The organism is Halonatronum saccharophilum DSM 13868 (assembly GCF_000517025.1).
In the GTDB taxonomy this organism is placed as follows: Bacteria; Bacillota; Halanaerobiia; order Halobacteroidales; family Halobacteroidaceae; genus Halonatronum; species Halonatronum saccharophilum.
This window is the reverse complement of the sequence record NZ_KI912094.1, coordinates 31,167-43,238: the sequence shown is the minus strand read 5'-3', so window position 1 is coordinate 43,238 and position 12,072 is coordinate 31,167. Positions and strand designations below refer to the sequence as shown.

The window sequence follows — 12,072 nt, the reverse complement described above, 5'->3', positions numbered from 1 at the left end:
GTAAGGGTTTGTTAAGGGTGCAATTTAACGGCAAAATGGTCAAAAAGGGCTGTTTTGTATAAATATACGGTGCTAAAATGGGTGAGTTAGTGTATTAAGAAATGTTGATGAACCCTTGGTAGAATGGGGTTTGTTCTTCTTGACGGCGTTTAAATCAACAGTCCACTAAAACAAGGATTGAAACTGTCGCATTAGTCATCATCTACCTTGTAATCACTCGACGTTTAAATCAACAGTCCACTAAAACAAGGATTGAAACTGGAAGTTGCGAGAGTAGAATAACTGAAGCAATTGCAGTAATAACGTTTAAATCAACAGTCCACTAAAACAAGGATTGAAACTAGGGGGGTGATTTCAATGACTGACAAGTTAAAAACGTTTAAATCAACAGTCCACTAAAACAAGGATTGAAACATCCCCCTCCTCTATTTAGTCTACCTCTCCAAACTGCGTTTAAATCAACAGTCCACTAAAACAAGGATTGAAACCTGTATGGCGTCGCCAAAGTCATCACCCCAATTATACGTTTAAATCAACAGTCCACTAAAACAAGGATTGAAACATTATGAAGATTATCAGGAGATAAGAGGGCGTTTAAGGTTTAAATCAACAGTCCACTAAAACAAGGATTGAAACTATTCTCCTGGGATATCATTATCTATTATTGAGTTAGTTTAAATCAACAGTCCACTAAAACAAGGATTGAAACTTTGATACGAGTGGGAATTCAAATGCAGAATTAGAGTTTAAATCAACAGTCCACTATCCTACAGGTCTTTAAAGGTCAAAAGACCTTCCGTGGCTGTAGTTAGAGAGTAGTTTAGGGCGGAAGTTTATCTGACAGCCCATAAGGATTGAAATTTGTGTGTTTGTTAATTTTAATTAAACGGTAATAGTCTAAATCAACAATTCAAGATTCTGCAGGTCTTTAAAGGTCAAAAGACCTTCCGTGGCTGTGGTTAGAGAGTGGTTTAGGACGGAGTGGTATTTGACAGCCCACAAGGATTGAAATTTGTGTGTTTGTTAATTTTAATTAAACGGTAATAGTCTAAATCAACAATTCAAGATTCTACAGGTCTTTAAAGGTCAAAAGACCTTCCGTGGCTGTAGTTAGTAGAGTGGTTTAGGATAGAGGGGTGTTTAACAGTCTATAAGGATTGAAACATCTAACGCTTCAAAACTGACAAAAAAGCACTCATATATTATTGTGAGTGCTTTTTTATATTTTATGAAGTTGTAAATCAACGGCATAATTGAAATGATAACCAAATAAGAAGGTATTTACCATTAGGTGTCGAAATAGGACTATAAAGCCATTAAAAAACTCCAAGTTTGTTTTTGGGATAATCTAGCAAGTGAGGGGTGGCTTGATGAAACAAAATTTTTTAAGTTTATATTAACAATGTAGGGTTAGGTGTTAGCTATAGTATCTTGGGAGATATGTGAACAGGTACTTTTGGGGTGATAAGAGCTGATAAAGGTCTGATTAGAGCATTAAATGGATAATAGCCAATAGCTAGTAGCTAAATGATTTTTAAGTTAATGTTTTGAATTTATAGATTCCAGAATCCTGCTTTTAATAAGATTTTAGTTTGAATATTTTAAAGACCTTAGTTTTTAATTAGTGCTTATTAGTGTGGATTAGTGCTTATTAGTGTGGATTAGTGGTAAAAAAATTATGGTTTTTAGGTTTTGATATTACTATTTAATTATTGTTTTTTTCTACTACAATAGGTATAATTATAAATTATAGAGTAATAAAATCAACTATATAATAGGAGGTAGAAGGTTATGGTTAAACATATAGTAATGTGGAGGTTGAAGGAAGATAGGAAAGAAGCAGGAAAGAAGGTTAAAGAAATTCTAGAAGGCTTAAAAGATAAAATAGAAGATATAAAAGCAATTGAGGTTGGTTTAGATTTTAATAGATCAAAATCTGCCTATGATATTGTCCTATATTCAGAATTTGAGGATCAAGGTGCTTTGGCAAGATACCAAAAGCACCCAGAACACCTTAAAGCCGCAGAATTTGTTAGAGAAGTAGTTAAAGAGAGAGCTGTTGTTGATTATAAGTAATAAAGTGAAACTTTATTACTACAAAGTTTCTGTTTTATACCGTTCTAATTAAAAAAGGGGGGCTTATGAAGGTAAGAGGAATATCAGTAGATATAGTAGATAAGTTAGTAGCAAAGACGATAGAGATGGGCCAAGGTAGGTTAGCTGGTTCAATTGGATTGGTGAATAAAGATGGGTATATAGATACTATTACAGAGTTGGCATTTGGAGAGGATTTATCCTTGCGTAGTATTCTTTTAAAGTATAGTGATTTTAAGGAGAGCCCTGTATTTGAATTGATCAACTCTTTACCCCCAAATGCTATTATTATAGAGACTAATCCTGGGAGGACGGGAGTTATCTCTTATCCAGGGTTGATTGATTTATTGGATATACCTATGGTTAGAATTGGTGTGAAGAGAGAAAAGAAGGCCCAGGTTGGAATAGCTTATCCTGATAGTAGATTATTTAACCTCTTTACTAAAGAAGAGAATTTACAGTTAGATAAACTCTGGGCCAACACCATGGAAGAAGAACATAGTGTTTTAGAGCAGATTTGTGATCTTAACTATGAATTTTTAGCTTTTTATCAAAGTTTAGAAGAGGTTGAAATACCCTCTTTTGAGATTAAAGCAAAGTCTATTGATAAAGTTGGCATAAAGGCCCAATATTCTAAAGTTGAGTCTATAAGTAAAGAGTTGGTAGACTCTTTAGTCCAAAGGTCAATAGAGGTAGAACAAGGGGTTGAAGTTGGTACTATAGCTAAATTGGTAGATGGACATATCATTCCTGCTGGAAGGATAGTTACTGGAGGTATGGGGTATCTTCCATCTAGAAAGTTAGCCAGTAGTTATATTGCAAGTAATGAATATTCATTAAGAGAAATCTATGCTAAAAAGATTCCATTAGATACAGTTATTGTCCATACTCATCCAGGTGGTACTGGTGTTATGCATAGTGGAGATGCAATAAATGGACCAGATATCTTCGGTAGACCTATTATAGCCATTGGCCATAATAAAGATGGAAAGGTTAAAGGAGCTACTGTAATAGAGACTACTACTAAGTTGGCCCAACTGGATAAAGAATATGAGCAAGCAAATAACAGATATAATGATGCCCAAAGCCCTGAGGAAGAGATTAAATATAGAAATAGGCTCCATGATATAGATAAAGAATATACCAATCTTTCTAAACCAATTAAGATTTGTTGATTGTATAGTGTTTCTTTTTTAGTTATTAGCACTAGGATAATAATTTTTTATCATAGATATTGACAATGTGAAAAATAGGGTATATAATATAATTATTAAAATCATAAAGTAAATAACTAGCGTGTTACTGATAAAGCAGGCATAAGCTAGGAAAGGCTGTAAATCTTCTTTTGCTAAAGGGAAGGTCTATTCTTTCCTAGCTTATTTTATTTTAATCTGTAATATAGTTTTTGATTTTATCAAAGACTATATTTATAAAGTAGTTAGCTTAGGGCTAACAAAAATTAGTAACTTCACTTCGCTATGGTTTAACGCTTTTATCTAGTTGTTTGAAGGCATAAATTTTATTTTTGCTTTCATATAGGGCTAGAGTCCTTTGTAATCAGGAAGGGGTTGAAGGAATCTATGGTTAAAGAAGATTCTTCTAATTTTTATATAATTAAAAAGGTATTTAATAACAATGTAGTTTTGGCTAATGCCAAGAAGAAGGATCAGGAGGTTATCTTAGTTGGTAAAGGTTTAGGCTTTGCTAAAAAAGCAGGCGATAAAATTGAAGGTAGCTCAGATATTGAAAAGGAATTTATAGCGGTAAATGAAGATAAGAAGAAACAGTATGCCCAATTAGTTAAAAATGTAGATAAAGAGATTATAGGTTTGACTACAGAGATAATTGCTATGGTAAGTTCAGAGTTGGATGAAGAGTTAGATGAGCATATTCATATTGCTTTAGCTGACCATATTGGATTTGCTTTAAAGAGGATTGAAGATGGAATGGAGATTACCAACCCATTCTTACCTGAGACTAAGACCCTATATAGTGTAGAGTATAAGTTGGCCCATAAAGCAGCTAAGATGATTGAAGAGAGGGCAGGTATTGAGATACCTGAAGGAGAGGTTGGATTCATCACCTTACATATACATGGGGCTAGAACTGAAAGGGGCTTATCTCGAACAGTTAAATATACAAGATTGATTAAAGAGTTGATCGATTTAATTGAGGCAGAGTTAGAAATATCTTTATCTTATCAGAGTTTAAATTATGCTAGACTGGTCACCCACTTAAGGTTTGCTTTAGAGAGGATTGAAGATGCTAAAACCAATACTAACCCCTTATTAGATAAGATAATTGAAGACTGTAGAGAGTCATATGTTATAGCTTGTAAATTAGGAGATTTGATCTATGAAAGAATAGAATTAAAGGTTCCTGAAGATGAAAAGGGATATCTAGCTATGCATTTAGAGAGAATTAAAAAGAGTATTGATTAAGTTAATATAGATATGATAATCTTTATTTAAATCTTATAATCAATAATATAAGTAAATAAGAAATAAAAAAATAATAGATTGATTAAAAGGAGGAGTTTTTAATGTTTAATATTTTTAAGAAGAATGGTAAAGAAGAAATTAAGAAGGTGGTTGATTTAGTTAGTCCTTTAAAGGGAAGGGTTGTCAAATTGAGCGAAGTTCCTGATCAAGTATTCTCAAATAAGATGGTTGGAGATGGACTTGCTATTGAACCTACTGAAGGTCTTTTAGTTTCTCCAGTTGAGGGTGTAATAAGACAGATCTTTCCTACTAAACATGCTGTTGGAATTGAAACTAGTGAAGGTCTTGAGATATTAATTCATATTGGGATTAATACTGTTGACTTAAATGGAGAAGGTTTTGAGAAGTTGGCCCAAGAAGGGGACAAGGTTAAAGCGGGGGATCAGCTGATTAAGTTTGATCTAGACTATATCAAGGAAAATGCATCCTCTATAATAACTCCAATATTAATTACTAATATGGATAGTGTTAAAGAATTGGTTTTTAATGATCTAAAGGACGTTGAGAAAGGAAAGGATCAAATATTGAGTGTAATTGCTGAATAATCACAAATACTTTAAATATTTTTGTTGACAATTATAAAAAATAATTGTATAATAAGTATATAATTAAATAATTATCTAACACTAGCGTGTTACTGATAAAGCAGGCATAAGCTAGGGGAAGATGTAAATGATCTCTAGTTTTTAGAGGTGATCTATATCTTTCTCTAGCTTTTTTTATTTCTTAAAGGTACTGGCCAGTACTTTAGTTGAGGATATTGAGTTATCACTTTAATTGCCTGAGAGCTATTTATAAGAGGATAAAAGAAAATAATATAATAAGAATCCTAAATTATAAGCAGAATAATAATGAGTTATTTAAATTAATTTCCATATCAAAAAATTGAATTAATCAAACAAAAGGGGGATTCTTAAAAATGAAAGCATTTAAAAAGTTACAGAAAATAGGTAAGGCTTTGATGACGCCGGTAGCTATCTTGCCAGCAGCTGGTTTGTTTTTGGCTTTTGGTGTTACTTTTGATTTAGATTTAATGGCAGGAGCAGGGGAGATTATATTTGCTAATCTACCATTATTGTTTGCAGTAGGTTCTGCTATTGGTTTGACTGGAAATGATGGGGTTGCAGCTCTAGCAGCTATCGTTGCCTTCCTAATGATGAATCAAACAATGGGAACAGTGGCTGGTGTAACAGCTGAGATGATAGGTACAAGTCCAGCTTATGCTAGTGTTCTAGGTATTCCTACTTTGGCAACTGGTGTATTTGGTGGTATTATCGCTGGTGTGATAGCAGCTACCATGTTCAATAAGTTCTATGATATTGAGTTGCCACCGTTTTTAGGTTTCTTTGCTGGTAAGAGATTCGTACCAATCGCTACAGGAGTTGTTGCTTTCGTAGTTGGTCTAGTAATGCCAACAATTTGGGCTCCGGTACAAGCAGGGTTGAATCAATTATCCTACTTTGCTATCGAAGCAAATCCAGTAGTATCTACATTTATCTTTGGTGTAATTGAGAGAGCTTTAATTCCATTTGGTTTACATCATATCTTCTATTCACCATTCTGGTTTGAATTTGGTGAGTATGTAAATGAAGCAGGAGAATTGATTAGAGGTGACCAAACAATCTGGTTTGCTCAGTTAAGAGATGGTGTAGAGTTTACAGCAGGTAGATTTATGACTGGTAAGTTCCCATTTATGATGTTTGGACTACCAGCAGCTGCTTTGGCTATGTATCATGAAGCTAAGGATCATAAGAAGAAGATTGTTGGAGGTATCTTATTCTCTGCAGCTTTAACTTCTTTCTTGACAGGTATTACAGAACCAATTGAATTCTCATTCTTATTCGTAGCGCCTATACTATACGGTATTCATACTATTTTTGCAGGACTTTCCTTTATGACTATGGAGATCTTAAATGTAAGAATCGGTCAGACTTTTTCTGGAGGATTTATTGATTTCATTTTATTTGGTGTAGGGCCAAATAGAACTGCTTGGTGGTTAGTGATTGTTACTGGTGCTGTCTTTGCAGTAATTTACTACTATGGATTCCGTTTTGCTATTAGAAAGTGGAACTTAATGACTCCAGGTAGAGAAGATGATGTTGAAGATTCAGTAGCAGGTGAAACTTTAGAGGGTGATGATAGAACTAAGGCTATCTTAGCAGCTCTTGGTGGAGCAGAAAATATCGAGGATATCGATGCTTGTATTACTCGTCTAAGATTAGCTGTAGTTGATGATTCTAAGGTTGATACTGATAAGCTTAAAGAGTTGGGAGCTTCTGGTGTAATGAAAGCTGGCGGAGGAAGCGTGCAAGCTATCTTTGGCCCTGAATCTGACTCATTAAAAGATAAGATTAAGAAATTAATGTAATTAATATAACTTTAAATTTTATTACTACACTTCCACTCTAGCTAGAGTGGAAGTGTTATTACATAATAATGGTTATTTCAATATTGATTGCTAAACATTTACAAATAATTTAATTTAGGAGGGGCATCAATGAAAGAAAGAGTTGTAAAGATTAATAATGAAACTGGTATTCATGCTAGACCTGCATCTATGATTGTGCAGGAGGCTAATAAGTTTTCAGCTGATGTACTTATAGAAAAAGATGGTACTGAAGTTAATGCCAAAAGTATTATGGGAATAATGAGCTTAGGGATTAGTAATAGTGTAGAGATAAAAGTTAAAGCTGATGGGGAAGGTGCCCAAGAAGCTGTTGATGCAATAGTTAAATTAATTGAAGATGGTTTTGGAGAATAATATAAGAGACACCTTACTTTTGCAAAAGTAAGGTGTCTCTTATATTATTTTAGGTGATTTAGATTTTAGAATAAAATCTCTAATTTTTTCTAAGACTAATCATATAATTGCAGACCTTTAGAAACTAAGAGTTAATTAATAAAAGTTATAGGGGACTTATATTGTGCTAAATCTAAATACCATTGATTAAAGGAGTGTCCAAATGGGTAGTATATTAATATATTTAATAGCTGCAATCTCTGGAGCGGCAATGGCTCTACAAGGGGCTTTAAATTCTGTTTTAGGAAAGGTAGTAGGTGAATTAGAGTCTACTTTTATTGTTCATATAATAGCGACTTTAGTTGTAGCTTTAGTTTTATTTATATTCAATCTAGGAAAAGGTGATCTTGGTGAAGCTCTTTCTGCACCTTGGTATAGTTATCTTGGCGGCATTTTAAATGTTCTCATCTTGTACGGTGTGATATTTAGTATGCCTAGGCTAGGGGTAGCAAATGCTACAACGATAATAATAACAGCACAGATATTAACAGCAATTACTATAGATCACTTAGGTGTTTGGGGTCTGGAAAAGGTTGGATTTCAATGGGTTCAATTGGTGGGATTGATATTCTTATCGATTGGAGTTAAACTTCTTTTTCTAAGGTAATGAATTATAGTAATAAAGCGAAGCTTTATTACTAGTGAAGAGTAAGTAGTAATGAGTAATAAGTAAAACCTTAAAAGTCCAGAAATCCTTTATTCTTAGATTTTGACCTTACTGATTACTAGTTGCACAAAGTGCAACTCTATTACTATATAGATCGATTTTCAAACTTAGTTTCTTTATTGTAGGGTGAGTGACTTGACATAGTTGGTTATTGTGGTTATAATTAGTACACAACCCCCCTAGAGGGGGATAAAACTTAATGAGGTGATAAACATGGGAAAAAATACATTAGAATTAACTGAAAATAACTTTAAGAAAGAAGTTTTAGAGTCAGATGTGCCAGTAGTTGTTGATTTTTGGGCACCTTGGTGTGGACCTTGTCAAGCCATAGCTCCAGTTTTAGAAGAGTTAGGTGAAGAGTACAATGGTAAGGTTAAAATTGTCAAAGTAAATGTAGATGATCATGGATCGTTGGCCCAAGATTATCAAGTTGCAAGTATTCCTAACTTAGTTTTTTTCAACAAAGGGGAAGCTGTAGATAGACAGGTAGGTTTCTCTTCTAAAGGAGATTTAGTAAATAAGATAGATGATCTTATTTAATTTAGACAAGAGAGTTTATCTTTGAAGGGGAAGGTGCTTTTATGGCAGTAATTACTAAAGATAGTGTAAAAAAAGATCTATTGGGTCGTTTGAAGACAGTAAAGGGTCATATAGGCGGTATAGAGAAGATGGTTGATGAAGAGAAGGACTGTGTCGATATATTAGTGCAGGTTTCTGCTATAAAATCATCAATTAATAAGATAGGTCTTTCTATAATCGAGAATAATGCTTGTGAATGTATTGCAGATTCTATTGAAGAGGGTGGAAAGGTTGAAGAATCAGTTAAGGAAGTATTAGATACAATCTTAAAATTTACTAAGTAGGTATATAAGGCAATAATACTAATAAAAAAACCTTGCTAGTTTAAACTAGCAAGGTTTTTTGAGTCTTTAAAGGAAAAATTTCATTTGAAATTTTTCTTTAAAGAACATATAATAGTTATCAATACTATTAATATGGAGGGATTAAGTTGATTTTGGATTTAAGTAGAAATGCTATAAACTTATTAGAGAAAAGATATTTAAAAAAGAACGAAGACCAAGAGGTTATAGAAACACCTGAAGAGATGTTTGAAAGGGTGGCTAACAATATCTCCAGTGCTGAAGAAGATAAAAAGAAGCAAGAATATTATCAAGATAAATTTTATGAAATTATGACCCAATTTAAATTCTTGCCTAATTCTCCTACTTTAATGAATGCAGGTACCCAGCTACAGCAATTAGCTGCTTGTTTTGTTCTCCCAGTTGGGGATAGTATGGAAGGGATATTTACTGCAGTTAAGAATGCTGCATTAATACATAAGAGCGGTGGTGGGACTGGATTTTCTTTTAGTAGATTAAGGCCAAAGGATGATGTGGTTCAGACTACTGGAGGGGTAAGTTCAGGTCCACTTTCTTTTATGGAGGTCTTTAATAGCGCCACAGATACTGTTAAGCAAGGTGGTAAGCGTAGAGGGGCCAATATGGGGATGTTAAGAGTTGACCATCCAGATATCTTAGACTTTATCAATGCTAAGGGAGAGCTTTGTGAAAGTAATAAGGAACTTTACCAAGAGTATAAGCTTTCTTTAGAGGAGGCAGGACTAAAAGGTGAAAAGTTAGAGAAAAAATTAGACAATTATAAGAGAAAACTCTTGGATAATCAGTTTTCTAATTTTAATCTTTCTGTAGCTTTAACTGATGATTTTATGAAAGCTGTAGAGGATGGTGAGAGTTATTCTTTGGTCAATCCTAGGACCAAGGAGTTAATTAAAGATATAGATGCAAGGAAGGTATTCTCTTTAATTGTTAATTACGCTTGGAAGAATGGAGAACCAGGAATTATATTCTTAGACGAAGTTAATAGAAAGCATCCTTTAGAAGAGAATATAGAGGCGACCAATCCTTGCGGCGAACAGCCTCTCTTACCTAATGAAGCTTGTAATTTAGGATCAATCAACCTATCTAAGTTTGTTAAAGAAGGAGATATCCTTTGGGATGAACTTAGAGAGGTTGTTAAATTAGGAGTAAGGTTTTTAGATAATGTTATTACTGTCAATAAGTATCCCTTACCAGAGATTGAAGAACAAGTCCTTAAATATAGAAAGATAGGGCTTGGTGTAATGGGTTTCCATGAATTATTAATTAGATTAGGGATAGCCTATGATAGTGATGAAGCTGTGGAGATAGCTGAAAAGATAATGGCTTTTATTAATGATAATGCTCATAAATATAGTAGAGAATTGGCTCAGGAGAGAGGAGCTTTTCCTGGTTTTGACCAAAGTTCTTTTCAAGTCCCACAGCGTAATGCTACATTGACTACAATTGCTCCAACAGGATCAATTAGCTTTTTGGCAGGAACTAGTGGTGGGATAGAGCCTTTCTTTAGTTTCAAATATTCTCATACAGATGCTGATGGGAATATAAGTTGGTTTGAGTATAACTTTACTGATCAAGCAGATGAGAGAGTTTTAGTTACTGCGCCAGAGATTGGCCCTAAATGGCATGTTAAGGTGCAAGGTGCCTTTCAGAAGCATGTCGATAATGCAGTTAGTAAGACTATAAACTTCCCAAATAAAGCTACTAAGGAGGATATTGCACAAGCTTATAATCTAGCTTATAAGTTAGGCTGTAAAGGGTTGACTGTTTATCGTGATGGTAGTCGAGGTGTTCAAGTTTTAAATACGGCTAAGAGTTCTGATGACCAAAGAGAAGAGATTGAGTCTAGATCTAGCTCAAAGATCTATCCAAATCAAAGGCCTTTAGCTGCTTTAGGAGAGACTATTAGATATGATACTGGATGTGGAAAGTTGTATTTGACTATTAATCTTGATGAAGAGGGGGACCCTATTGAAACCTTTTTAACGACTGGTAGTGATGGTGGTTGTCATGTAATGACAGAAGCGGTAAGTAGATTAACTAGTTTGGCTTTAAGAAGTGGAATTGCTGCAGAAGAGATTATTGACCAACTTCAATCTACAACAACCTGTCCAAGTTTTATGTACCAAAGAGGAAAAGGTAAGAAGTTAAAAGGTCGAAGCTGTCCTGATGTAGTAGCTTATGCTCTTAAGAAGATAGTAGAGACTAAAAGTTTTCAAGGTTTAAATAGAGAGCTGGTTGATGAAGAAGATAGTCCTTGTGATTATTGTAATAGTAATTGCAATAGTATATATGAAGACGAAGTAGCAGCTGTCAAAGAAGATAAATCAACTTTATGTCCAGAATGTGGTCATAAACTACACTTTGAGCAAGGGTGTAACTCATGTAACAATTGTGGGTATAGTAAGTGTAGCTAGATAAATGTAAAATTGACAGTGTACAGTGTACATTTAGAGGTCAAAGGTATCTTTAAGATCTTAATTGTAAACTGTACACTATAATTATTTAAACCCTATTAAGGTTAAAAAGTCATTAAACGAGAAGTTTAATAGGCCACGTTCTGAAGATATAAATAGGGTTATTATTGTAAAGGTTAGTAAAAACAGTAGATGTTCTCCCCAGCTTCCTGTAGTTATATTAGTATTAAACTTAAACCTTTTATTATTAGGATAGAATAAAGGTATTCCGTGTACATTTAGCATATCTGCAATCAAGTGGCTTAAATATCCAATTACTAATCCATACCAAATTAATTCGTTTATCCATCCGGCTTTAACCATTTCACCAGTTAAGAAGAAGAAAAGAACTAATCCTAATATACTATGGGTTATTCCTCTATGTTTTACACCAAAAATTTTAAGTGGCTTACTAATAAACCACAAAGCTCTACCAGCTTTGCTACTAGCGTGGTCTATATCTGGCATTAGTGCTCCTATTATAGCTCCGCCATAAAATTGCCATAAAGAAGGGCTAAATAGAGAACCTTCTATTAAATAGGATAGGTCAATTATGTTAAGAAAGTTTAAAATCTTTACAGTTATTACTGCAGTTACAAACCCCAAAAGGGAGTGTGTATGGTATGTCATTTTATATCCTCCTATAGTTTGGAATAAT

The 12,072-nt window shown here is 33.9% G+C and carries 10 protein-coding genes, 1 pseudogene and 1 CRISPR repeat array; of the genes and pseudogenes, 10 read left to right on the top strand and 1 reads right to left on the bottom strand.

Annotated elements, in window-relative coordinates:
* Nucleotides 1-146: 146 nt before the first annotated feature.
* Nucleotides 147-709: a CRISPR direct-repeat array (repeat unit 38 nt; unit sequence CGTTTAAATCAACAGTCCACTAAAACAAGGATTGAAAC).
* Nucleotides 710-1,791: 1,082 nt separating this feature from the next.
* From HALSAC_RS0103645 to HALSAC_RS0103600, 10 genes and pseudogenes are all read left to right on the top strand, one after another.
* The gene (locus tag HALSAC_RS0103645; RefSeq protein WP_027339119.1) at nt 1,792-2,076 is read left to right on the top strand and encodes a Dabb family protein; all 285 of its coding nucleotides are present in this window, start codon (nt 1,792-1,794) and stop codon (nt 2,074-2,076) included.
* Between the two features lie 65 nt (nt 2,077-2,141).
* The gene (locus HALSAC_RS0103640; RefSeq protein WP_027339118.1) at nt 2,142-3,269 is read left to right on the top strand and encodes a hypothetical protein; all 1,128 of its coding nucleotides are present in this window, start codon (nt 2,142-2,144) and stop codon (nt 3,267-3,269) included.
* Nucleotides 3,270-3,674: 405 nt separating this feature from the next.
* Nucleotides 3,675-4,535: a glucose PTS transporter transcription antiterminator GlcT gene (gene glcT, locus HALSAC_RS0103635; protein ID WP_027339117.1), complete on the top strand. Its 861-nt coding sequence runs from the start codon at nt 3,675-3,677 to the stop codon at nt 4,533-4,535.
* A gap of 101 nt (nt 4,536-4,636) precedes the next feature.
* Nucleotides 4,637-5,140: a PTS sugar transporter subunit IIA gene (locus tag HALSAC_RS0103630; protein ID WP_027339116.1), complete on the top strand. Its 504-nt coding sequence runs from the start codon at nt 4,637-4,639 to the stop codon at nt 5,138-5,140.
* Between the two features lie 374 nt (nt 5,141-5,514).
* A pseudogene (gene ptsG, locus HALSAC_RS0103625) lies at nt 5,515-6,960 on the top strand (glucose-specific PTS transporter subunit IIBC); the annotation flags it as partial.
* Nucleotides 6,961-7,092: 132 nt separating this feature from the next.
* Nucleotides 7,093-7,356 (top strand): HPr family phosphocarrier protein, encoded by a 264-nt coding sequence (locus tag HALSAC_RS0103620; RefSeq protein ID WP_027339114.1) that lies wholly within the window; start codon nt 7,093-7,095, stop codon nt 7,354-7,356.
* Nucleotides 7,357-7,558: 202 nt separating this feature from the next.
* Nucleotides 7,559-8,002: a DMT family transporter gene (locus HALSAC_RS0103615; RefSeq protein ID WP_027339113.1), complete on the top strand. Its 444-nt coding sequence runs from the start codon at nt 7,559-7,561 to the stop codon at nt 8,000-8,002.
* Nucleotides 8,003-8,275: 273 nt separating this feature from the next.
* The gene (gene trxA / locus HALSAC_RS0103610) at nt 8,276-8,602 is read left to right on the top strand and encodes a thioredoxin (RefSeq protein ID WP_027339112.1); all 327 of its coding nucleotides are present in this window, start codon (nt 8,276-8,278) and stop codon (nt 8,600-8,602) included.
* Nucleotides 8,603-8,643: 41 nt separating this feature from the next.
* A complete protein-coding gene (locus HALSAC_RS0103605) occupies nt 8,644-8,925 on the top strand; it encodes a metal-sensitive transcriptional regulator (RefSeq protein ID WP_027339111.1) in 282 nt (93 codons plus the stop codon).
* A 146-nt stretch (nt 8,926-9,071) separates the two neighbouring features.
* A complete protein-coding gene (locus HALSAC_RS0103600) occupies nt 9,072-11,375 on the top strand; it encodes an adenosylcobalamin-dependent ribonucleoside-diphosphate reductase (RefSeq protein WP_027339110.1) in 2,304 nt (767 codons plus the stop codon).
* An 84-nt stretch (nt 11,376-11,459) separates the two neighbouring features.
* Here HALSAC_RS0103600 and HALSAC_RS0103595 read toward each other — a convergent pair whose 3' ends face one another.
* Nucleotides 11,460-12,044 carry a metal-dependent hydrolase gene (locus HALSAC_RS0103595; protein WP_027339109.1) on the bottom strand — a complete coding sequence of 195 codons (585 nt, stop codon included), beginning with the start codon at nt 12,042-12,044 and terminating at the stop codon, nt 11,460-11,462.
* Nucleotides 12,045-12,072 lie beyond the last annotated feature (28 nt).